This window comes from Jiangella endophytica (genome assembly GCF_003427025.1).
GTDB lineage: Bacteria > Actinomycetota > Actinomycetes > Jiangellales > Jiangellaceae > Jiangella > Jiangella endophytica.
In genome coordinates, this window is record NZ_QVAI01000001.1 from 696,543 (window position 1) to 719,332 (window position 22,790).

Genomic DNA, 22,790 nt, shown 5'->3' on the forward strand with positions numbered 1-22,790 from the left:
AGCATGTGATGAGGCCAGACGAGGGCGGCGGGGAGTACACCTCCATCGACGTCGACGCGCTGGGGCAGGCGGTCGACGACCTCGCTGCGACGCTGACCGGATTGACCGACCGCATCAGCGGCCTGGAGACCGACTTCGGGTATTTCGGGGTCGACAAGTCGAACCTGAACAAGCTGCTCGAGGCGAAGAGCGACCTCGAGACCATCATGCCGGACATGCGTCGCCGGCACAGTCTGGCCGTGCAGCTGCTGGCCGAGCAGCAGACCAACGGCTGGGCCGGCGACGGCGTCCTGACCGTGCAGGGCACCGACATCCTCAACGACGACTTCGACTCCGTCGAGGACGCCCAGAACGCCGGCAGCGACCTCGCCGAGCAGGTCAACAACGGCAACGGCGAGGTCCCGCCGGAGGTCTACGAGCAGCTCGAGCAGTACGGCCACGACCCCGACTTCGCCGAGGCCTTCATCAACGGCCTGAGCCCTGAGGCGCGCGGCTTCCTGCTCATCGACGCGGACATCCAGGCTGAGGCGGACGGCAACGACGCGCCACAGCTGGCGGTGGCGAACGTCTTCGCGACGGCGAGCTTCCGGATCGACTACGACGCGGAGTTCGTCAGCGAGATCAACCAGGCCTTGGTCGACAGCGAGTACCCGGGAGAGATTCAGATCGCGGACCGCATCGCCGCGCTGACCCAGCACGGGTCCTGGGACCACGGTTCCCTGGTGGCGTTCGCCGAGGCGGCGCTGCACGGCGACTACGACACCGTCGGACGGTTCACGGACGCGACGGGGGTCTACGCCGGCCTGGCGCGCAACCCGCGGGCCAGCGCCGAGTACATGGCCGAACACCAGGACGACGTCTGGAACCAGGCGCAGGTCATCGGTCCGGTCACCAGCGAAGATGACTTCCAGGCGGCGTTCGCCGCGTTCCTGCACTCGGCGACCATCGACGACACCGGCATCTTCGCGCGCCTGCGGCTGCACGACGAGGACCAGCCCAACCTCGCCGAGCAGAACGCCGCCTACCTGATCAACCAGGTCGGCGCGCAGAAGGAGCCGTTCCCGTTCTTCGACGCCTACCGCGTGGTGTTCGCCGACATCACCGAGGAGTACTGGGACGACCTCGTCTACAGCATGAGCTCGCCGGGCGGTGTGAGCGACAACCCCGGCCGCGACGGCATCGAGGTCGACCCGAGCGCGTGGCAGGCCTTCATCACCGAGGGGATGCGCAACCCCGACGGCGCGGCCCGGCTGCACGAGATGATGTACACCTGGTACGGCGACTACATCCAGGGTGCCGCCGGCTCCGAGAACGGTAACGAGCACTTCTGGGACGACCTCGTGTCGCAGCAGATGGCGGCCGCGTTCCAGGGCTCCTGGGACACAGTCCTGCAGGAGATCGCCGACGACGAGGCGGCCCGTGAGGAGTTCGTCGCCTCCCTCGTCGACTTCGGCTTCAGTCTGGTCCCGCCGGACCCGCAGGCCCTCATCGACATGGGCAAGGACGCCTTCATCGACGCGATGAAGAACACCATCACCCAGGCCATCGTCAACGCCGGCGCCGGCCAGGGCCCGCCGGACCTCAGCTACGACTTCGCCAACCAGCACAAGACCTGGGTGGCGACGGCCGTCGCCGAGTACAACGCCGGAAGCGTCGACCCCTACAATGACGGCGACGTCACGTGGGAGGCCGACCCGGCGTTCTACGAGGAGCTCTACGGCGGGAAATTCACCGACTCGTCCGGCAACGTCATCTCACCGTTCCTGCCCAGCGGCGAGCCCAACCCGGAGTTTCCCGACGACCCCGCCGCGCTGCAGGCCTTCAATCAGTGGGCGCAGGACCCTGCCATGCAGGTCTACATCGGCGAGAACCACCACGGTCGGTTCTGACCGGCCTCGCTGACCGTCCCGCCGCGTCGCGGGACGGTCAGTCGTCGACGTCGAGCGTGACGATGATCTGGCCGTCGTCGCCGGTCGCGGCGACGGCGATGGTGTCGTCGTCAAGCCAGGTCGCCGGGCCGCCGAAGACCGTCGCGACGGTGGCGTCGCCGCCGGGAGTCACGTAGAGCGTGGGGTTCGCGGTCTGCGAGTCGTCGGCAGCCGCGTCGGCGACGGCCTGGGCGCGGTCGCTGCCGTCCTCGACCCGCCACGCGAACGCGTCCTGGTCGATCCCGCTGAGCGAGGTCGCGCTGGCCAGGATCGCACCGTCGGGGTTCACCGCCAGCGTGAGCTGGGGGAAGCCGGCCTGGTAGTCGAGGGTCAGCGCATCGGCCGACCCCGCGAACGGGCCCTCGGTGGCCGCCGGCAGCTGGCCGCCACCGGCCGCGCCGAGCACCGTAGTCGCGCTGGCGTCGTCGATGACATAGACGCTGCGCGTGGTCTGGACGGCGATGCGCTCGCCCGGGCCGGCCGCGATGGCGGACTCGCTGAACAGAGTGAGGTCGGTGGAGTCCGTGCCGTCGGGGAAGAACGCCGCGGCGCTCTCGTCGTCGCTGAGCTCACGGTCGTAGTCGGGGTTGGCTCGGCCGGCGACGGTGCTGAGGGTGCCGTCCCCCTCGACCCGGCGCAGCAGGAACCCAGCGTCGGCCCCGGCTGGGTCGACCTGCTCGGTCAGGAGCAGCCGCCCCTCGGAGTCGACCGCGATGTCGCCGACGTAGCCGAGCTCGGCCTCGGTGGCCGGTTCGCCGTCGGGGGTGACCGGGCCGGGCTGGTCCGCCTCGCCGGCCGGTACGCCCACAGCGGGCTGGAGCTCGCCGTCGGCGAGCTCCAGAACGACGGCATCGCCACCCTCTTGGCCGGCTCGGTCGGGCAGTACGTACACGGTGCCGTCGGGCGCCGCCGCGATCTCCTGGACGGCGCCGGAGTCGAGCTGCAGCTGAGTGGAGCGTACGGCGCCCTCGGAGTCGACCTGGACGAGGACGTGCGAGCCGGTGACGCCCCACAGCGTGCCGTTGCCGTCGGAGGTGAGGCGGTAGATCGGGCCCGGGACGGACGCGTCGGCGCCGGTGCCGTCGGGCTGGTCACCGCCGCCGGCCAGCAGCTCGACCTCGACGCCGTCGTCGTCGGACGAACACGCTGTCAGGGTGGTCAGGGCGATGATGACTCCGATGACCGCTCTGCTGGTGCGCACGTGTTCTTCCCCATCGTCGGCTCGCTCGGGCGTTCGCAGCCGCCATGCTAGCCTCACTGCGAGTGTGACCGAGCAGGAAGCAGGGTGTGATGACTGACGAGCGAATGGTCCCGAACCCGTTCATCTCCGCGATGGAGGGCCTGAAGACCCGCACGTCCAACGCGGTCGAGGACACCCCCAACATGGACGGCCCCACCGGTTCCATCGGCGACGGTCCGGCCTGGACGGGCAGCAAGGCCCGCCAGCTCCACGACGACTACCTCGCGCCCAACGCCCAGCCGGTCAAGACCGCGCTGGGCGAGCTGGTCGGCGACGTCGAGGAGAAGATCGCCACGCTCGATCCCGAGGTCTCCGAGGGCGCGGCGCGCGCCATGCGCATCGACCTGCAGACCCGCTGACGCGGGCCCGTCCGCGGGGTCAGGTCCGCGGGGCCAGCGAGGCGAGCAGCAGCCGCTCGGCCCGGCCGAGCCCGTCCGGCCCGACGATCACCGAGGCGGTGCTGCGGTACGTCGCGAAGACGGTGCCCATCGTCCCCCGCACGTAGTCGTCCCACGACTGCGTCTCGTGCGGCCAGCCGTCCTCGGGCAGCAGCAGCTCGGCCGGGAACCCGTACGAGCGCGCCGCAGCCAGCTCCGGCACGTCCATGACGATCACCGGCCGGAAGCCGGCGCTCAGCACCTGCAGCTGGGCCACGTCGTCGACGACTTCGCGCACCCGTTCCGCCGGCAGGCCGAGCAGCAGCACGAGGACGACCGGCAGCCGCTCGGTGCCGACGCCGGCCAGCAGCCGGCCCGCGGTGACGTCGAGCGGCGTGTGCTGCTTGGAGTCGACGGCGAACAGCCGGTGCACGACCGCGCGGGCGGTGGCGCTGTCGCGGATGCGTGGCACGACGGTGCGCCGGGCGTAGCGGTAGCCGGGGATGCGGCGCATGTGGCGCATGACGCGGCGCGGCTTGCGGCGGTCGGCCATGGTCAGTCCTGCCCTTCGGCGACGAGGCCGGTGAGGATGCGGGCGGCCTCGGCGGCGCCGTTGCCGGGGTCGGCGTCGGCGACGTGCTTCACCATCGGCTCGCCCCGCTCCAGCAGGTCGGCCAGCAGCGGCGTCGCCTGGTCGACGGTGACGATCTCGAGCGCGTGCGCCCAGCCCTGCGCGGACGCGTAACGCGACCGCGCCTCCTGGTCGTCCAGCGCGGTCGACCGGTTCGGCACGAACAGCGTCGGAACGCCGAACCGGAGCAGCTCGTGGAAGCTGTTGTAGCCGGTGGCGCTGACGGCGAGGTCGAACGCGCGGTAGCGGCGCGACAGCGGGAAGTCGCGCACCACGTGCACGTCGTCGCGGCGACCCTGGCCGGTGGCGATCTCCGGCTGGGTCACGCACACCTCGACCCCGAGGTCGCGCAGCGCGGCCACGACCGCGCCGAGGTCGCCGCTGGTGTCGTTGATGTTGCCCGCGCCGAGCGAGACCAGCGCGAGCGGCGCCGACGGGTCGAGGCCGAGGAACGCGCGGGCCTCGGCGCGGGTGTCGAGGTCGTCGGGGTCGAGCAGCGTGACCGGGCCGACGCGGGCCGCCTGGGCCTGTGCGGTGACGCCCTGGTCGGCCGGGCCGGCGAACTCGCCCGGCTCGATGACGAGGTCGAACCAGCTCGACTTCGCCAGCTGTTCGCGGTTCATGCCGGCTCGCCACATGCCTCGTCGCGACCACACCCAGCCGATGCCCGGGTACGCCCTGCGGACCAGCCCGAGCCCCTCGTACGGCCAGGTGCCGTCGAAGACGACGACCGACGGGTGGATCCGCTCGATGGTGGCCGACAACCGGGCGGCGAAGTACGCGTGCCAGCGGGCCGGCTCCAGCCCGGTCGCGGACGCCGACGGCACGTACTCGTACGGGTGCCCGAACCGCCCGACCACCGGCGCGGCCTGCGACAGCGAGAAGAAGTGCGGCTCCAGCGCGGGCGTGCACCGCTCGGCGTAGGCGAGCAGCCGGGTGAGGTGGCCCATGCCGGCGCCGTTGCTGCTGACGAACAGCGCCCGCGGCGGGCGCTCACTGCTCGCTTCGGGACCGGCGAGCGGCGGGGCGGACGGCGCCGGTGTCGCGCTGGGCGCCCCGATGAGCTCCTGCAGCCGGGCGACGTGCGCCTCGTGGCCGTACCGCTCGCGCGCCGTGCGCTGGGCCCGCTCGACCTGCGCGTCGTAGGCGGCGCGGTCGGCGTACAGGCCGTCGACGACGTCGCGGACGTCCTGCGGTTCGGCGTACACGGCGGCGTCGCCGAAGACCGGCTCGAAGTGCGGCGGCAGGACGGCCGGGACACCGGTGGCCAGCGCCTCGAGGATGGTGCGGCCGAACGCCTCGACCCAGCGCGGGTTGTGGAAGTAGACGAAGAAGTCGAGCGAGGCCAGGAAGTCGCGCGGCGGCATCGCGCCGAACGCGAACACCTCCCAGCTCTCCGGCAGGTCGCCGAGCAGGTGCTCCACCGGCCCGGCGCCGCCGAGCACGCGCACCGTCCACGACCCGTCGACGGGGTAGACGGCGCGCAGGGTGGCGGCGTCGGCGGGCCACTTCTGCGGCGACGACCGGCTGTGCCGCCCGATGACGGGGCGCGCGCCGCGCTCGTCGGCGCGGGCCGGGCGGTGCACCGCCCAGGCGTCGACGTCGATGATGTTGACCCAGTCGGTCTCGGCCAGTGCGTGCGCCGGGACCCGGCCGGCGATGGCCTGCCGCACCAGCGGGCCGATCGGCGCCCACAGCGGCTCGCGGCCGAACCGGTGCTTCGCGATCTCGTGCACCGCCTCGGGCCGGTAGTGCTCGTGCCCGTCGATGTCGTACGGCGCGGCGTTGGCGACGATGACGACGTGGTCGGCCTCGACCGGCGGCAGCTGCTCCGCGGCGTGCTGCAGCACCGCCGGGTGCCGGACCACGACCACCTTCGCGCGCACCGGCGCGCGGCCGACCAGCAGCTGCGCCCGGCCGGCCTCGACGGCCCGCCGGATCAGCCGGTTCACCGGCGACACTTTCGCGACCAGCGGGCCGTTCAGGCTGATCAGCCCGGTGGTGTAGCCGGCCCGGGCCTGCGCCGTGATCTCCTCGGCGATGCTGTGCGAGGTGCCGCCGGGGAAGCGGAGGTCCGAGACGTCGAGGACGTCGACAGTGCGGGTGCCGGGAGCAGGCATGGTTCCAGATCGTGCCACACCCGCGGGCCGCTGCCGATTCGGGCTGCGAATCCGGGCAACCCGGCGGGTGGAGCCGGCGTGTAGTGGGCAACACGGCCGTGTTCGTCCCGAATTCCTCCAGCCCGACCTGGGAGCACCCATGATGGAACCCGAGAACCCGACCACGGCCGACGACCGCTCCAGCCGCCGCCGGCTGCTTCGCAGCGCAGGCGTGCTCGCCGGCGGCGCCGTCGCGACCGCGGCCGGTGTCGCCGCCGCCTCGTCGGCGCAGGCCGCCCCCGGCGACCCGGTGCGGCTGGGCCGCGTCAACACCGCCGGCAGCGCCACCACGACGGTCCGCTCGTCCGGAGCGGCGACGCTCGGCGTGCAGCACCGCGGCGGCGGCGACGGCCTGGTGGCGTCGACCGGAGACGTGATGGGTGCGGCCGTGCGGGCGGTGAACACCAACGACGAGCAGCTGATGGGCATCGGCGGCGCGGTGGTCGCCACCGGCGAGAACTGTGCCGCGGTCATCGCCACGACCCACGGCGGCCACGACCCCGCGATCTACGCCTACGGCTACACGGACTCGACCGAGACCGAGCTCGGCAACGCGCTCCACGCGATCGGGTCGGTGTACCTGTCCGGCCCGGTCGTCATCGAGGGTGACCTCTTCGTGGCCGGCACCATCTACTGCGACGACGTCCAGCCGCTCAGCGCGCGGCAGCGCGCCGAGGTGCGCTCCCGGGCCGCGCAGGCACGTCCGTCAGCCGGCTGACGGACGGTCGCCGAGGACCGCGCGGAGCGCGCCGACCGGCGGCTCCGTGCGGTCCTCGGCGAGCACGCGCTCACCGACGTCACCCGGGCGAGACGCACCTCACCCGCGTCGGAGCCGGATCACGGCGAGCTCCCGGCTGCGTCCGGCGCCCACGCGGGTGACGTGCTCCTGGGCCGGGTGGGGCGCATTCGCCTGACTTCGGGGTGTCGGCCAGTCATCCGGATACCCCGAGCCGGCCCCAGGAAGGACCCACCCACCGGCCCTGACGTGCGGAGACCTGGGGGCAGCTCAGGAGGCATGCGCGCGCGCCGCCAGGGCCGCGTCCAGCAGCACTCGCGCGCGGGCGTCGAACGAGTGCACCGTCCGGACCTCCTCGGACACCAGCGTGAGCGCGTCCGGCGGGCAGAACTCGTCCGGCTCCAGCGCGCACAGCGCCATCCAGGCCGGCGTCGACCTGCACGTCTACGGGCAGAACTGGCGTGACGAGATTCCGGCGCGGTACCTGCGCGGCGAGTACCTGGACAACGACGCGGCGGGGGCGGCGTACGAGCGGGCGCGGGTCGTCCTCAACGACCACTGGGCGGATATGCGGGAGCACGGCTTCGTGTCGAATCGGGTCTTCGACGCGGTGGCGGCGGGTGGGCGGGTGGTCAGCGACTCGATCGAGGGCCTGGCCGAGCTGTTCGGACCGGCCGTGCGGACGTACTCGTCGCCGGAGGAGCCTCGTCGCAGTCGGCGCCGTCTGGCCGTCAGGCGGCCGCGGTGGCCGTGACCCGCTCGGCGTCGACGCGAGCGGCACGGCCGGCCGGGTCCTCGTGGCGCACCAGCACCGCCGACCCGCCCACGACCAGCGGCACCAGCAGCGCGTCGACCAGAGCCGTGCCGAGGTCGTCGGTCGCGACCAGCAGCCGGCCACCCGCGCCGGCGCCGAGCTGCTCGGCCCGCTGCCGGGCGTGCGCGGCCAGCCCGCCGAGGGTGTGTACCACGCCGCCACGGTCGAGGGCCGGCTCGGTGTCGTCGGGCGGGAACAGCGGCACGAAGTGGTCGGGATAGCCGGGCACCTCGACGGCGTAGTCGGCGACGCCGGGCGGCAGAGGCTCGGTGAACCGGCCGCCCAGCGGACGCAGCGCCAGCCCGACCACCTCCGGTGCGCTGCCCGCCGCCGCGGCGACGTCGTCCGGGCCGGCGACCGCGACCTGGACGTCGTCGTCGCCCAGGACGACGCAGACGCCGGCCGACCAGCAGGCGGCCGCCCAGGCCAGCGCCTGCCAGTGCGCGGGCAACCGCAGCGCGACCCGTTCGCCGGTCTCGGCGCCCAGCCCGCCGGTGAGGAACCCGGCGGTCTTCGCGACCCAGTTGTCGAAGGTGGTGGTGGACAGTTCGACGCGCTCGCCGGTGGCGTCGTCGTAGAACGTGAGGAACGGCCGCGCGCCGTCGTGCCGGACGGCGGTGCGCAGCAGCTCTGCCGGGGTCTCACTCATACGCCCCAGCCTACGGCGACCACCCACCTCCCGTCTGAGTAGCCAACCGCACGCCGACCTGCGCCGTTGGGGCTGTCGGTGCGTCGTGCTTCACTGGGTGCCGTGATGGAGCGGACGTGGCGGCCGCGGCGCCCGGTCGACGTCCTGGCAACGCTCGGGGCGCACCAGCGCGGCCCGCACGATCCCGCGTTCCAGGTCGACGCCCGCGGGCGGGTGTGGCGCACGTGCCGGCCCGGCGGCGACCCCGCCACGGTGTGCGTCGCGGTGGCCGCGCGCGGCGAGGTCACGGCGACGGCGTGGGGCGCGGGCGCCGAGGCCGCCCTCGACACCGTCCCGCTCTGGCTCGGCGACGCCGACGACCCGGGCGACTTCCAGCCGCGGCACCCGGTGCTGGCCGACGCGTTCCGCCGGTTCCCGGGCACGCTGATCGGGCGCACCGGGCTGGCCATGGAGGCGCTGGTGCCGGCGATCCTGGAGCAGAAGGTCACCGGCACCGAGGCGTACCGCGGCTGGATGCGGCTGCTGCGCAGGTTCGGCGACCCCGCGCCCGGCCCCGCGCCCGACCGCATGCGCGTCGTCCCGCCGTCCGAGGCCTGGGCGCGCATCCCGTCGTGGGAGTACCACCGCGCCGGCGTCGGGCCGCAGCGTTCGCGCACCATCGTCACCGCCGGCCGGCACGTCGCCCGGCTCGAGGAGATCGCCGGGCTGGCCACCGACGACGCCGACCGGCGGCTGCGCGCCGTCCCGGGCATCGGCGTCTGGACGTCGGCCGAGGTCCGCCAGCGCGTCCTCGGCGACGCCGATGCCGTCTCCGTCGGCGACTACGGCCTCCCGCACGCCGTCGCCTACGCGCTGACGGGGGAGCGGCGCGGATCCGACGAGCTCATGCTGGAGCTGCTCGAGCCGTACCGCGGCCACCGTCACCGCGCCTGCGTCCTGCTGCTGCGGGCCGGCGCCACCCCGCCGCGGCGCGGGCCGCGCGCCCCCGTGCGCGACTACCGCCACATGTGAACACGTCAGTGCGGGCCGACGACCAGGTGCACCAGCTCCTGCTCGCCCGCCCGCGGGCGGTACGTCACAGCGTGACGGTGACGGTCGCGACGTCGACGGGCGGATGGTCGGCGGCGGGTTCCGCGGCGTGGCCGATCGCGACCGCGCCGATCGGCGTCCAGCCGGCCGGGAGATCCAGCGCTGCCGTCGCCGCCGAGAGCGCGGGGTCGGGGAACAGCCAGGCCGACGCGAGGCCCTCGGCGCCGAGCGCGATCAGCAGGTTCTCGACCGCCGCGCCCAGCCCGAGCAGCGCGTCGGACCCGTCGACCAGACAGGGGACCACGACATACGGGGCGGTGCCCAGCAGCCCCGCGCCGTCCAGGGCCGACGCCAGCCGGCGGCGGGCCGCGGGCGACTCCAGCAGCACGAACCGCCACGGCGGCGTGTCGATCGGCCAGGGCGCGGAGAACGCGGCCGTGACGGCCTGCCGGACGACGCCGGGGTCGACGGGCGCCGGTGTGAACGACGACGCCGTCCGCCGGGCCTGGACGGCGGCGCGCATCGCCTCGGGGGTGCCCAGCCGGAAGCGGTCCTCGGCGCTCGGCCGGATCAGCGCCGCGATGCCGGGGTCGTCCTCGCGGGGTTCCAGCAGCAGGTGCGGCAGCCCGCGCACGACGGCGACGGGCATGCCGGCCAGCTTGGCGCGGACCAGCTCCGATGCCGCCGCCAGCTCGTCGGCCAGCGCGACGACGGTGACGCCGAGGCCGTTGCCGTAGGCGTCGGTGCTGCCGCGCAGGTCGTCGACGGCGCGGATGCCGGCCGAGCCGACGGCGAAGTCGGTGACGCCGTTGCGCCAGACCCGGCCCGCGGTGTCGGTGACGACGATGCCGACGCGCACGCCGTAACGCTTGGCCAGGCCGTCGCGGAGCGCGCGAGCGGACGCGTCCGGGTCGAGCGGCAGCAGGACGATCGAGCCGGGTTCGACGTTCGACGCGTCGACGCCGGCCGCGGCCATGACGAACCCGTGCCGGGTCTCGACGATGCGGGTGCGCCCGCGCGGCGTCGTCCACTCCGAGATGGTCCTGACCGCCTCGGCGTCGATGGCGTCGTCGCGGTCGATGCCGGTCTTGACGCGTCCCTCGGCCTTGCTGACGATCTTGCTCGTGACGACGACGATGTCGCCGTCGCGCAGCGCGTCGCCGGGCGGGGCCGACTCGAGCGCCGTCGCCACGACGTCGACGAGGTCGTCGCCGGGGCGAACCTCGGGGATGCCGGGCAGTCCGAACGCCTCGTAGCGAGCGCTCACCGGGCCCGCACCTCCTCGGCGAGATCCAGGGCGGCGCGCGCCATGGCCGCCGCCGCGTCGACGTCGGTCATCCAGAGCGGGACGGCGACGCAGCGCACGCCGGCCGCCTCGACCGCTGCCGTGGCCCCCGCGTCGACGGTGTCGACCAGCCAGCCGTCCAGCAGGTCCGCGAACAGCTCGGCGACGCCGGCCGCCGTCGTCGGGACCCCGATGGCCGTCAACGCGGCGTCGGCCATCCCTCGAACCGGTGAACCACCGATGATCGGTGAGACGCCGATGGCGGGGGCCGCCGCGCCCCTGACCGCGTCGCGGATGCCCGGAACGGCCAGGATCGGGCCGATGCTGACGACCGGGTTCGACGGCGGCAGCAGGATCACGTCGGCGCCGGCGATGGCGTCGAGGACCCCCGGTGCCGGCTTCGCCCGGTCCGCGCCGACGAGCACGATGCGCCGGGCCGGGACCTCCGCGTGCAGCCGGACCCACCACTCCTGGAAGTGGATCGCGCGCTCCCGCGCATCTCCCGCCGCGTCGGCCGATTCGTCGTCGTCCCCGGCGGTGACCACGACGTGCGTCTCGACCCGGTCGTCGGTCATCGGGAGCAGCCGGACGCCGGGCTGCCAGCGGTCGCAGAGGGCCTCGGTGACCGCGGAGAGTGGGTAGCCGGCGGCGAGCATCCGGGTGCGGACGAGATGGGTGGCGAGGTCGCGGTCGCCGAGCGTGAACCACTGCGCCTCGGCCCCGTACGCGGCCAACTCCTCCGCGACGGCGAACGTCTCGCCGGCGCGGCCCCAGCCCTGGGACTCCTCGATGCCGCCGCCGAGCGTGTACATGACGGTGTCGAGGTCGGGGCTGACGTGCAGCCCGTGCAGCGTGATGTCGTCGGCGGTGTTCCCGATGACGGTGACCTCTGCGTCCGGTGCGGCCCGCAGCAGCCCCCGGAGGAACCTGGAGCCCCCGATCCCGCCGGCCAGCGCGGTGATCCTCAGCACAGCCACGACCGTACCCGCTGCCACTCGGCCGCCCGGTCCGCGCCCGGTCAGCGAGACGGCCGCCCTTTCATGATCATCAACCGTTGGCGACGTGATGGCGTCGCTGGCGGTTGATGATCATGGAGCACGTGCGGGTGTGCGGGTGTGCGGAGGTCTCCCTTGGCTCGCGGCGGGTCGCGGGTCTCGTGGGCGTGGGACGTTCGCCGCATTCGCGACTCGTCGGACTCTGGCGAGGGGTGCTGGGCCAGGCGTTCTCCTGCTTCACCAGGCAAGCAGGCCTAGTGGAGCGGGAGAACGCCTGGTGAGGCGGCGTGTGCACGCGTGTTCATGGGCGGCTCGGAGTGTCACGAGGGCGGTGGCGGGGCGGTGCATGATCACCGTTCTCACCCCTGGCCCACGCGGTCGACGTCGCCGGGTCAACGGCCGCCGCCGGTCGGGCCGACGGCCGGTCCTGCACCCGTTGACCCTGGGCCACCGGACCACTGGGCCGCCGCAACCCCGGACTCTGGACCGCTGGATCCTGGGCCACGCGAGTCGGGCATCGAGGCGTGCCCGCACTTCCCCCGTCCCCCTGACAGCTGCCCGTTATTGGCCGCGGGTGTGCGGGTCAAACGGTCGTTGCCGGCGCGAAGCGCCCCAGTAGTCCGCTTGAGGCGCGCGGTCGCGGCAAGAGAATGGGGCAGCAGGGGGACGGCGGACCCGGCAGACCCCACGAACGGTGCACCGGCGATGCGGGAAGCCAGAACACCGAGTTGACCGGCGGACCGAGTCGGCCGCGCGGACCGAGTGGACCGGACCAGGTGACGGATTCGAGGAACTGGCCGACGGACCGCGTGCGCTGGGTCGGCCCGGTAAGCCGAGTGGGCCGAACCGGCCAGGGGCTGGGCCGGGTCGAGTGGGCTGGACCGGCCGAGCGGCCCGGAGCCGACTCAGCCGTCCTGGCCTCGATTCACGTCGTCAGGACGGAACCCGCGCGTTCTCCCGGACGTCAACGAGATGGTGCGCTCGGCGGCGTCGCATCGGGTGATCGGCCGTCTGGCGTGCCACGCGGCGGAACGCCTAAGCTCCCGCCTCGAACCGCCGCATCGCTGTCGTAACGAGGCGCCAGCGGGCGGGTCGGCGCGTGCCGCCCAGGCGGAGCGCCGGCAAATGAACGGAGATCTTTAGCACGGTTCCGCTTGACGCGCACGTATTGCACTCATGTAATTTCGAACGTGTCGTTCAAGTGGTCTTGCGGCTTCGACCACCGCGGGACCGCTACGGGGGCCGGCTCATGAGCCGGAGAACCAGGTCGAAGGAGGCGAGCCATGACCGAGTGGGACGAGATTGACCTGCTCTGGGGCGAAGCCGAAGAGATGAGTTGGCAAGAGCGGGCGCTGTGCGCCCAGACTGATCCGGAGGCGTTCTTCCCTGAGAAAGGCGGGTCCACCCGAGAGGCCAAGCGAGTGTGCCTCGGTTGCGAAGTCCAGGCGGAATGCCTGGAGTACGCGCTGGCGCACGACGAGCGGTTCGGCATCTGGGGTGGGCTGTCCGAGCGGGAACGGCGGAAGCTCAAGAAGAGGGCGGTCTGACGGTCGCCCGGCCGGTCGCCGCAATGCTGAACTCTGCCGTTCTCAGGTTCAGCGCGTAAGGTTGGCGGCTGGCACACGGGGTAGCCCGGCCGAGGCACGCTTCGGCCGGGACCGCCACCCCGCACCGTGTGCTCGCAGACCGAATCGCTGGAACGACGACGAGGCATGGCACCGGACCCCTTGACCGCAATCGACAACGGCAGCACGACGCCCAGCGTCTATTCCGACCCGGGCATCGGCGCCGACGCCGCCCTGGACGCGTTCGCCGGTGACATCGGCGAACCGGAGCCGGTCGACCCCACTGAGCTGCTCACGCATGACGTGACGGCCGTGATCGTCGCGCACGACGGCAGCCGGTTCGTCCACCGCACGCTCGAGGCGGTGGCGGCGCTGCGCCGCATGCCCGAACGCATCGTCGCCGTCGACACCGGCAGCCGCGACGAGACCGAGCAGATCCTGACGTCCACCCTCGGCGCGCCGTCGGTCGTGTCGATGCCCCGGTCGACGGGGTTCGGCGAGGCCGTCGCGGCCGGCGTGGCCGCCGGCGACGAGATGACCCAGGCCAGGCAGGGGAGCGGTGCGCTGCGCCGGTCCGACCAGACCCGCTGGATCTGGGTCCTGCACGACGACAGCGCACCGGCGCCCGACGCACTGTCCCGTCTGCTCGAGGCCGCCGTCCGCCGTCCCGACGCCGGCATCATCGGCCCGAAGGTGCTCGACTGGCGCGAGGGCCGCCAGCTGCTCGAGATCGGCCTGACGGTCACCAGCGGCGGCCGCCGCCACACCGGCCTGGACCGCCGCGAGTACGACCAGGGCCAGCACGACGCCACGAAGAACGTCCTCGCCGTCGGCAGCGCGGGCATGCTGATCCGCCGCGACGTGTGGGACGAGCTGGGCGGGTTCGACCCTCGGCTGACGATCTTCCGCGACGACCTCGACCTCGGCTGGCGCGCCAACGAGGCCGGCTACCCGGTCGTCGTCTGCCCGGACGCGGTGGTCTACCACGCCGAGGCGGCCGCGCACGGCCGCCGCCGCCTGGGCGCCACCCGCGACCGGCCGCACCTCGCCGACCGCCGCAACGCCATCTACGTGCTGCTGGCCAACACGCCCGCCCGCTCGCTGCTGTTCGTGCTGCTCCGGGTGCTGTTCATGGGCCTCGGCCGGTCCCTCACGTTCCTGGTCGGGAAGCAGCCGGCGCTGGCCTTCGAGGAACTGGTGGCGCTGCTGTCGGTCATCGGCCGGCCCGACGTGCTGATCCGGGCGCGGGCACGGCGCCGGCACACCCGCCGCAAGTCGCCGTCGCAGCTGCGCTCGCTGTTCCCGCCGCGCGGCCAGCAGCTGCGGCACGCGGGCGAGAACGTCCTCGGCATGATCACCGGGTCCGGCAGCGGCGCGGGCCACGACGTCTCCGGCGGACGGCGCGCGGCGACCTCCGGCGGCGAGGACGACGAGTCGCCGGCCGGCGACGACGGCTGGATCCTGCGCTTCCTGCTGCACCCCGCCGTGCTGATGACGGCGGCGCTGATCGTGGTGACGCTGGTGACGGCGCGCGACCTGATCGGCTCCGGCCGGCTGTTCGGCGGCGCGCTGCTGCCCGCGCCGGCCGCCGCCGGCGAGCTGTGGGCCGTCTACACCGAGTCGTGGCACGGCGCCGGGCTGGGCAGTCCGTCGGCGACGCCTCCGTACCTGGGCGTGGTCGCGCTGGTCGCGACGCTGTTCCGCAACGCCTCGCTGGCCGTCGACCTGTTGCTGATCGGCTCGGTGCCGCTGGCCGGCCTGACGATGTACTTGCTGGTCCGCCGCGTGGTGCAGGCCAAGCTGCTGCGCGTCTGGGTGTCGGCGAGCTACGCACTGCTGCCGGCCATCACCGGCGCCATCGCGGCCGGCCGGCTGGGCACCGCCGTCGCCACCGTGCTGACGCCACTGCTGGTGCTGGCGGTCATGCGGACGCTCGGCACACCGGGTCGCTCGGGCCCGGGCCGGGCCGCGTGGAGCGCCGGTCTGCTGCTCGCGGTGGTCTCCGCGTTCGTGCCGCTGGCCTGGATCATCGCGCTGGCGCTGGCGATCGTCGCGGGTGCGACGGTGTTCCGCGACCGCCGTTCGCTGCTGCGGCTCGGCGTCCTGCTGGCGGTGACGCCGGTGGTGCTGATCCCGTGGACCGGCAGCCTGCTCACCAACCCGATGCTGCTGGTCACCGAGGCCGGCGTCCCGGGTCCAGGGCTGTCCGACTCGGAACTGGCGCCGTGGTCGGTGCTGCTGCAGAACCCCGGTGGTCCCGGCAGCGGCCCGATCTGGCTCGGCGCCGGCATCCTGGCCGCCGCCTGGATCTCGCTGTTCCGCCCGGTCCGCCGGCTGGCCATCGCGACCGCGTGGGTGGTCGTCGGCGTCGCGCTGGTGGCGGGCATCGTGCTGTCGCGCATCGCCGTCAGCGGCCCGACCCTGGAGACCCCGGTCGCCGGCTGGCCCGGGTACGCGACGGTGCTCGTGGCGGGCGGCCTGCTGGTCGCTGCCGCCATCGGTGCGGAAGGCGCCCGTGAACGACTGTCGCGGGCCAGCTTCGGCTGGCGCCAGCCGCTGGCCGTCATCGTCGTCGGTGCCGCCGGTCTCGCCCCGATCGTCGCGGCCGGCTGGTGGGTCGCGCGTGGCGCGGGCGACCCGATCGAGCGTCGCGACCCGGCGATCCTGCCCGCCTATGTCGCCGACGAGGCCGACCGCCCGGAGCGGGTTCGCACACTCGTCCTCAACCGTGCCGACGACGGCCGCATCACGTACGCCCTGCTGCGCGAGGCCGGCCCGCGGCTCGGCGACGCCGAGACCAGCCCGCCGCCGGAAGAGTACGGCCCGCTCGACGACGTCGTCGCCGATGTGGTGTCCGGCCGCGGCGGTGCCGACGGCGCCCGGCTGGCCGAGTTCGCCGTCCGCTACGTCTACCTGCCGCAGCCGTACGACCCCGACCTCGCCGACACCCTCGACACCGTGCCCGGCCTGGTCCGCAGCAGCGCGCCCGAGGGCGCGGCGATCTGGCAGATCGACCAGCCGGTCGCGCGGGTCTGGATCGCCGCACCGCCGGCCGAGGACGGCGCGCCGGCGCCGATGGCCGACGAGAACGCCGAGGTCGTCACCATCCCGAGCGACGAGGTCAATGCCGCCGGCAACGTGCCCGAAGGCCCGGAGGGCCGCCAGGTCGTGCTGTCCGAGCTGGCCGACCCCGGCTGGACCGCCCGGTTCAACGGCACGGAGCTGGAGCCCACGACGTACGGCGGCTGGGCGCAGGCGTTCACGCTGCCGCCGCAGGCCGGCGAGTTGACCGTCGAGTACGAGGGCAACCGGCGCGCGTTCTGGCTCTGGTTCCAGCTCGGCGCGGTCGTGGTCGCCGTCGTCCTGGCGCTGCCCGGGATCCGGCGTGAGCGCGGGGCCGTCGACGACGCCGCCGATCTCGACCCCGACGACACCTCGCCGCGGCTGCCGCTGGCGCCGGTCCCGGCAGGTGCCGGTGCCGAGCGCGAGCAGCCGGTGGCCGCCCGTGGCAGCCGGCGCAAGGGCGCCCGGCGCGGCGCCGAGCCGTCGCCTTCGCCGCGGCCCGCTCCGACTCCGGAGTCCGAGCCCGCGACGGCCGCCGACGGCGGGGCCTGGGTGCCCGGCGAACGCACCCTCGGCGAGCGGTTGCGCGGCCGCCCCGCGACGAAGCAGCCGGCCGGCGACCCGCAGGCCGAGCCCGCGAAGGCGCCGTCTCGTGGACGGGGGCCGCGCAAGCGCTCGGCCCGCGAGCCCGACCCCGCCGACGCCACCGGGTTCCTCGAATCGACCCCGGACGAGGCGCCGTCGCGTGGACGGGGAGCGCGCAAGCGCTCGGCCGGCGAGCCCGAGCCCGCCGACGCCACCGGGTTCCTCGAGCCCACGCCGGACGAGGCGCCGTCGCGTGGACGGGCGCCGCGCAAGCGCTCGGCCCGCGAGCCCGAGCCCGCCGCCCCGGAGGCCGGCGACCCGCTGACCGATCCCGCCTTCGCGGAGCCGGGTCCCGCGCCCGCGCCGCAGCCCGGCGAAGAGCCGCCGCACGCCGTCGGCACCTGGGACCCGTTCGCCCGGGCCGGCGTCGACGACGACGCGCCGCGGGCATCGCTCACCGACGCCTACAAGGGTCGCCGGGCCGGCCGCGCGGCCGAGGAGGCGTCCGACGCCAACGGCGCCGACACCGGTGCCCGCACCCGCCGCGCGCCCGGTAAAAGGGCCGCCGGCAAGCGGGCGAAGGGCCGGCGGCAGGAGGACGAGCAGTGATCAACGCACGTTGGGCCGGCCTCGCGGCCGGCGCCGGGGTGGCCCTCGTCGTCGGCGGGGCGACGCTGATCGGCCCGCCCAGCTCGATCGTCGACGACCACCCGGAGGTCCGCGAGCCGGTCGTCCGGTCGTCGCTGGTGTGCCCGTACGTCGACGGTGAAGAGGCCGGCAGCGCCGAGCTCGGCGTGCTGGCGCTGCCCGGCGTCGACGTCGCCGAGAACGCCGAAGGCGCCGAGCAGCAGCCCATCACGGTCCGGGCGCTGGCGCTGCCGCCTGACCCGGAGAACCCCGAGGCCACCGGCGACCCCGCCGCGGAGGCCGCGACCGAGCCGCTGGTCAGCATCGCCGACCGCGGCGTCCCCTCGATCACCCCGGTCGAGACCGCGGCCGGCACGTCGTACGCCGTCACCGGCCAGGGCGCGCTGGCACCCGGCCTGGCGGCCGAGCAGTCGCTGATCCTCCAGGAGGTCGACCTGCGCGGCATCAGCACGGCGACCTGCACCGCACCCCGGCGCGAGCACTGGTTCGTCGGCGCGTCGGCCGAGGTGGGCCGGCGCGGCCGGCTGGTCCTGTCGAACCCGACCGACGTGCCCGCCGTCGTCGACGTGGAGCTCTGGGACGAGGCCGGGGTCATCGACGCGCCCGGCACCCAGGACATCGGTGTGCCGGCCCGCAGCCAGCGGATCCTGCTGCTCGACGCGCTCGCGGCCGGCTCGGCGACCACCGCCGTGCACGTGCAGTCCAGCCAGGGCCGCATCACCGCCGCGCTCGAGGTCCGCGAGACCGAGGAGATCACGCCGCAGGGCATGACGTACGTCCCGGCGGCGGTGGCGCCGCGCCGCAACCTGTGGATCCCCGGCGTGCCGGGGTCCGGTCAGCGCAGCCTGCGCCTGGTCGCACCCGGCGACACCGACGCCATCGTGTCGATGCAGATCCTCGGCGCCGACGGCGCGTACAGCCCGGTCGACCAGGACGTCATCACCGTCACCGCCGGCACCGTCACCGACATCCCGCTGGACAGCGGTGTCGACCCCGCCGGCATCCGGCTGCAGAGCGACGAGCCGATCACCGGGTCGATCCGGGTGGTCCAGGCGACCGAGGGCGGCCTGCCCGACCTCGCCTACACGTCCGCGTCCGAGCCGCTCACCGGGCCGACCCCGGCGCTGCTCAGCCGCGCGGCGTCGGGCATCGCCAGCACGTTGCTGATCAGCTCGGCGGTCACGACGACGGCGCGGGTCACCGTGCAGACACTCGCCGCCGACGGCACCGTCGCCGAGGAGCAGCCGCTGGAGATCCCGGCCGGCGCGACCGTCCCGGTGGCGCTGACCCCCGCGGGCGACGTGCCGAACGCGACGGTGGTCGTGGTGCCGGAGGCGCCCGGCTCGGTGGTGGCGGCCCGGCAGATCAGCGCCACCGACGACGACGGCGCGCTGCTGGATCTGATGCCGCTGATCTCGCCGACGATCGAGGTGGACGTCCCGGAGGTCGTGGGTGAGCTGCCCGACGTCCCCGAGCCGGCCGACACCCCCTGACGGCACGCTTGCCGATCGGGCCGGACGAGCGTCAGGGGAGATCCTGGCCGCCGTAGGCGGGATCGATCTCTTCAGGCTCGACGCCGAACAGCTCGGCCACCTGCTCGGTGACGACGTCGCCCACCAGCGCGCGCAGCTTGGCGGGGTCGGGGGCGCGGGTCTCGACCGGGCGGCGGAAGATGACGACGCGGGCGGGCAACGCGCCGGTGCCGGCGTAGGCGCGGGCCAGCGGCACCCAGCTGCGGTCCCAGTCGTCGAGGGCAGGGACGTCCTCGACGGCGAACTCGACCTTGGCCAGCTGATCCTGCCAACGGCGGTCGAGCCGCTCGACGGCGGCGATGACGAGGTCGTCGAAGCGCTGCGCCCGCGACACCGACAACGGCGAGTCGGCCGGGGCCAGCGGGCCGCGCATGCCACGCCCGTGCCGGTCGCGGCGGATCCGCGGCAGGCTCACCCCGGAAGGCGTCTCGGGACCGGGCACACGGCGGCTCATTCTGGGCAGACTAGCCGTGTTTGGCGTGCCGTGCCCGGACGACACCGCCCAGACGCTAGCCTTCCCCTGTGAGTCCGATGCGTCGCTGTTCTCGATCAGCCTGTCCGCGGACTGCTGTGGCGACGCTGACCTACGTCTACGCCGACTCCACCGCCGTGCTGGGCCCGCTGGCCACGTACGCCGAACCGCACAGCTACGACCTCTGCGCCGAGCACTCCGAGCGGCTGGTCGCGCCGCGTGGCTGGGAGGTCATCCGGCTGGCGCCGGACCCCGCCGCGCTCGGCCCCAGCAACGACGACCTGCTCGCGCTCGCCGACGCCGTCCGCGAGGCCGGGCGCCGGCCCGAACCCGCCCCGGCGCCGCCGATGGCCGGCGAGGGCGGTGCCCGCCGCGGGCACCTGCGCGCGTTGCCCGACCCCGACTCCTGAGCCTTCGCCCTCCTGCCCCCGCGCCGCCGGGCGGGGAGGTAGGGTCGCTGCGTGCGCGACCTCGTCCCGATCCTCAAGGCCTACGACATCCGCGGCGTGGTGCCCGACGAACTGGACGACGAGACCGTCCGGGCCATCGGCTGGGCGGCCGCGCACGTGCTGGCCGACGGCAGCGGCGCGATGGTCGTCGGGCACGACATGCGGCCCACGTCGCCGCAGCTGTCCGAAGCGTTCGCCGATGGCGTCACGGCGGCCGGCGTCGACGTCGTCATGGCCGGGCTGACCAGCACCGATCAGCTCTACTACGCCAGTGGAGCGCTCGGCCTGCCTGGCGCGATGTTCACCGCCAGCCACAACCCCGCCCGCTACAACGGCATCAAGCTGTGCCGCTCCGAGGCGGCCCCGGTCGGTTACGCCACCGGGCTGGCCGAGATCAAGGCGCTGATCGACGACGGTGTCGACGCGCCCGTCGCGGCCCGTGGCCGGGTCGAGCACCGCGACACCCTGCACGACTACGCCGCCCACCTGCACTCGCTGGTCGACCTCGGCGCCGGCCGGCCGATCACCGTCGTCGTCGACGCCGGCAACGGCATGGCCGGGCACACCGTCCCGGCCGTTCTCGACCTGCCCGGTCTCACGGTCGTCCCGCTGTACTTCGAGCTCGACGGCACGTTCCCGAACCACGAGGCGAACCCGATCGACCCCGCCAACCTCGTCGATCTGCGGGCGGCCGTCCGCGAGCACGGCGCCGACCTCGGGCTGGCCTTCGACGGCGACGCCGACCGCTGCTTCGTCGTCGACGAGCGGGGCGAGCCGGTGTCGCCGTCGGCGCTGACGGCGCTGATCGCCGTCCGCGAGCTGGGGCGGGTCCCGGGCTCGTCCGTCGTGCACAACCTCATCACGTCAAAGGCCGTACCCGAGATCATCGCCGAGCACGGCGGCACCCCGGTGCGCACCCGCGTCGGACACTCGCTGATCAAGCAGACGATGGCCGAGACCGGCGCGGTCTTCGGCGGCGAGCACTCCGGCCACTTCTACTTCCGCGACTTCTGGCGGGCCGACTCCGGCATGCTCGCAGCGCTGCACACGCTGGCCGCGCTGCGCGCCGACGATGCCGGCCGGCCGCTGTCGCAGCTGCTCACGCCGTACGAGCGCTACGCCGCGTCCGGCGAGATCAACAGCACCGTCGCCGACGCCGAAGCCGTCACCGCGCGGGTCGAGGAGACGTTCGGCAAGGCCCCGGACGTCGTCACCGACCGCCTCGACGGACTCACCGTCGAGCACACCGGCACACCGATGTGGTGGTTCAACCTGCGCCCGTCCAACACCGAGCCGCTGCTGCGGCTCAACGTCGAGGGCGCCGACCGCGCCGTCATGGAACGGGTCCGCGACGACGTCCTGCGGGTGGTCCGCGGGCAGGGGGAGGGGGCCGCGTGAGGCTCGATCCGACGCTGCTGCAGGTCATCGCCTGCCCGGTCTGTCACAGCGCGCTGGAACCCGACGACGCCGCCGGCGAGCTGCTGTGCACCGGCTGCCCGCGGGCCTATCCCGTGCGCGATGACATTCCCGTGCTGCTGGCCGACCACGCCCGCACCCGCTCCCTGGAGTGACCCCTGTGTTCTTCGACGGTTCGCTCGACGACCCGGACGCCTTGAGCGTCATCGACCCGGTCCTGCGCGACATCGCCGGCTGGGGCGCCCAGGTCCGCCTCGCCGACGTCGCCTCGGCCGACGTGCTGGCGGCCCTGACCCCCGGGGACCGGCCGCGTGCCGTCGTGGCCGGCGGCGCCGACGGCCGGCTGTTCCGCGCGGTGCTCGAACCGGTCTGCCCGGTCCCGTTCGTCGCCTGGCCGCACAGCGGGCTGCCCGGCTGGGCCGGCCCGCTCGACCTCGTCGTCGTGGTCTGCCGCTCCGGCCAGGGCGAGGACGAGATCTCCGCCGTCGCCGAGGCCCGCCGCCGCGGCTGCGCGCTGCTCGTCGCCGCACCCGAGGGCTCGGCGATGCAGGAGGCCGCGGCCGGCCGCGGCACGACGTTCCTGCCGGCCGGCAGCGCCGACCCGACCGCGCTCGCCGTCCCCGTCCTGCACGCGCTGCACATCATGGGCCTGGGCCCGCAGGTGGAGGCCGAGCCGGTCGCCGCCGCCCTCGACGACGTCGCCGAGCGGTGCGGCCCGAGCGTCACCGCCGACGCCAACCCGGCCAAGGAACTGGCTCTCGGCATCGCCGACGACGTCCCGGTCGTGTGGGGCGGGTCGGTGCTGGCCGCCCGCGCCGCCCGTCGCGTCGCCGAGGCACTGCGCTCGGCCAGCGGCCGGCCCGCGTTGTCGGGCGAGGCCGACCACCTCGTGCCGATCCTCGAGGGCGCACCCGAGACCGACCTGTTCGCCGACCCGTTCGAGGACGGCGGCTCCGCTGCCCTCCGCCCGGCCCTCGTCATCCTCGACGACGGCGCCGGCACCCCGGCCGCCGTCGCCGGCCGGGCCCGCCTCGACGCCGCCGCCGAGAGCGGTTCGGTGCGGGTCCAGGAGGTCCGCGCCACCGAAGGCCCGGACATCGGCCGGTTCGCGGCGTTGCTGGCCACCGGCCGGTTCGCGGCCGCGTACCTGGCGCTCGGCCTCGGCCGTCCGGCCTGACGGTCGGCGCGGCTCACCGCCACGCGCCCGTCGGCTGGCC

Annotated in this window: 19 protein-coding genes; 12 read left to right on the forward strand and 7 right to left on the reverse strand. The window is 74.3% G+C overall.

Annotation, left to right across the window (positions count from 1 at the left end; all coding sequences use genetic code 11):
- Window positions 1-8 precede the first annotated feature (8 nt).
- Window positions 9-1,889, forward strand: coding sequence for a hypothetical protein (locus tag DZA62_RS03160; RefSeq protein ID WP_116947287.1), 1,881 nt, complete (start codon window positions 9-11; stop codon window positions 1,887-1,889).
- 37 nt (window positions 1,890-1,926) lie between these two features.
- Here DZA62_RS03160 and DZA62_RS03165 read toward each other — a convergent pair whose 3' ends face one another.
- On the reverse strand, window positions 1,927-3,129 hold the full coding sequence (locus DZA62_RS03165) for a hypothetical protein (protein WP_116947288.1): 1,203 nt from the start codon (window positions 3,127-3,129) through the stop codon (window positions 1,927-1,929).
- An 89-nt stretch (window positions 3,130-3,218) separates the two neighbouring features.
- Between DZA62_RS03165 and DZA62_RS03170 the strand changes: the two genes are divergently transcribed.
- A complete protein-coding gene (locus DZA62_RS03170) occupies window positions 3,219-3,527 on the forward strand; it encodes a hypothetical protein (RefSeq protein WP_157987435.1) in 309 nt (102 codons plus the stop codon).
- Window positions 3,528-3,546: 19 nt separating this feature from the next.
- On the opposite strand, the gene DZA62_RS03175 is transcribed toward DZA62_RS03170, so the two are convergent.
- Together DZA62_RS03175 and DZA62_RS36200 are read right to left on the reverse strand one after the other, a co-directional pair.
- Entirely contained in the window at window positions 3,547-4,098 is a 552-nt protein-coding gene (locus DZA62_RS03175) for a hypothetical protein (RefSeq protein ID WP_116947290.1), read from the reverse strand.
- Window positions 4,099-4,100: 2 nt separating this feature from the next.
- Window positions 4,101-6,296, reverse strand: coding sequence for a glycosyltransferase (locus tag DZA62_RS36200; protein WP_198663356.1), 2,196 nt, complete (start codon window positions 6,294-6,296; stop codon window positions 4,101-4,103).
- Window positions 6,297-6,435: 139 nt separating this feature from the next.
- On the opposite strand from DZA62_RS36200, the gene DZA62_RS03185 reads away from it, so the two are divergent.
- Together DZA62_RS03185 and DZA62_RS03190 are read left to right on the forward strand one after the other, a co-directional pair.
- A complete protein-coding gene (locus tag DZA62_RS03185) occupies window positions 6,436-7,053 on the forward strand; it encodes a hypothetical protein (RefSeq protein ID WP_116947291.1) in 618 nt (205 codons plus the stop codon).
- Between the two features lie 385 nt (window positions 7,054-7,438).
- Window positions 7,439-7,825, forward strand: coding sequence for a glycosyltransferase family protein (locus DZA62_RS03190; RefSeq protein ID WP_116947292.1), 387 nt, complete (start codon window positions 7,439-7,441; stop codon window positions 7,823-7,825).
- Here the strand turns inward: DZA62_RS03190 and DZA62_RS03195 are convergent.
- Entirely contained in the window at window positions 7,803-8,534 is a 732-nt protein-coding gene (locus DZA62_RS03195; RefSeq protein ID WP_116947293.1) for a TIGR03089 family protein, read from the reverse strand. The genes DZA62_RS03190 and DZA62_RS03195 overlap by 23 nt on opposite strands.
- A 105-nt stretch (window positions 8,535-8,639) precedes the next feature.
- Between DZA62_RS03195 and DZA62_RS03200 the strand changes: the two genes are divergently transcribed.
- Window positions 8,640-9,545, forward strand: a complete 906-nt coding sequence (locus DZA62_RS03200; RefSeq protein ID WP_408618071.1) for a DNA-3-methyladenine glycosylase family protein — start codon at window positions 8,640-8,642, stop codon at window positions 9,543-9,545.
- A 64-nt stretch (window positions 9,546-9,609) separates the two neighbouring features.
- Here the strand turns inward: DZA62_RS03200 and DZA62_RS03205 are convergent, their stop codons facing one another.
- Together DZA62_RS03205 and cofD are read right to left on the reverse strand one after the other, a co-directional pair.
- Window positions 9,610-10,830 (reverse strand): coenzyme F420-0:L-glutamate ligase, encoded by a 1,221-nt coding sequence (locus DZA62_RS03205; RefSeq protein ID WP_116947295.1) that lies wholly within the window; start codon window positions 10,828-10,830, stop codon window positions 9,610-9,612.
- Window positions 10,827-11,816 (reverse strand): 2-phospho-L-lactate transferase, encoded by a 990-nt coding sequence (gene cofD, locus DZA62_RS03210; RefSeq protein ID WP_116947554.1) that lies wholly within the window; start codon window positions 11,814-11,816, stop codon window positions 10,827-10,829. The genes DZA62_RS03205 and cofD overlap by 4 nt, the downstream gene beginning before the upstream one ends.
- A gap of 1,310 nt (window positions 11,817-13,126) precedes the next feature.
- Here cofD and DZA62_RS03215 point away from each other — a divergent pair.
- From DZA62_RS03215 to DZA62_RS03225, 3 genes are all read left to right on the forward strand, one after another.
- Complete coding sequence (locus DZA62_RS03215; RefSeq protein ID WP_111256351.1) at window positions 13,127-13,390, forward strand: WhiB family transcriptional regulator; 264 nt, start codon at window positions 13,127-13,129, stop codon at window positions 13,388-13,390.
- A 180-nt stretch (window positions 13,391-13,570) separates the two neighbouring features.
- Window positions 13,571-17,665, forward strand: a complete 4,095-nt coding sequence (locus DZA62_RS03220) for a glycosyltransferase (RefSeq protein ID WP_198663357.1) — start codon at window positions 13,571-13,573, stop codon at window positions 17,663-17,665.
- A complete protein-coding gene (locus tag DZA62_RS03225) occupies window positions 17,662-19,197 on the forward strand; it encodes a DUF5719 family protein (RefSeq protein ID WP_116947297.1) in 1,536 nt (511 codons plus the stop codon). The genes DZA62_RS03220 and DZA62_RS03225 overlap by 4 nt, the downstream gene beginning before the upstream one ends.
- A gap of 31 nt (window positions 19,198-19,228) precedes the next feature.
- Here the strand turns inward: DZA62_RS03225 and DZA62_RS03230 are convergent, their stop codons facing one another.
- Entirely contained in the window at window positions 19,229-19,690 is a 462-nt protein-coding gene (locus DZA62_RS03230) for a metallopeptidase family protein (RefSeq protein WP_116947298.1), read from the reverse strand.
- Window positions 19,691-19,758: 68 nt separating this feature from the next.
- Between DZA62_RS03230 and DZA62_RS03235 the strand changes: the two genes are divergently transcribed.
- Genes DZA62_RS03235 through DZA62_RS03250 form a run of 4 tightly spaced genes read left to right on the forward strand, consistent with a single transcriptional unit; the run spans window position 19,759 to window position 22,750 of the window.
- On the forward strand, window positions 19,759-20,118 hold the full coding sequence (locus tag DZA62_RS03235; protein WP_408617957.1) for a DUF3499 domain-containing protein: 360 nt from the start codon (window positions 19,759-19,761) through the stop codon (window positions 20,116-20,118).
- Window positions 20,119-20,169: 51 nt separating this feature from the next.
- Window positions 20,170-21,555, forward strand: coding sequence for a phosphomannomutase/phosphoglucomutase (locus DZA62_RS03240; protein WP_116947300.1), 1,386 nt, complete (start codon window positions 20,170-20,172; stop codon window positions 21,553-21,555).
- The gene (locus DZA62_RS03245; protein WP_116947301.1) at window positions 21,552-21,728 is read left to right on the forward strand and encodes a Trm112 family protein; all 177 of its coding nucleotides are present in this window, start codon (window positions 21,552-21,554) and stop codon (window positions 21,726-21,728) included. Before DZA62_RS03240 ends, DZA62_RS03245 begins: the two co-directional genes overlap by 4 nt.
- Window positions 21,725-22,750, forward strand: coding sequence for an SIS domain-containing protein (locus DZA62_RS03250; protein ID WP_116947302.1), 1,026 nt, complete (start codon window positions 21,725-21,727; stop codon window positions 22,748-22,750). The genes DZA62_RS03245 and DZA62_RS03250 overlap by 4 nt, the downstream gene beginning before the upstream one ends.
- The last annotated feature ends 40 nt before the right edge of the window (window positions 22,751-22,790 follow it).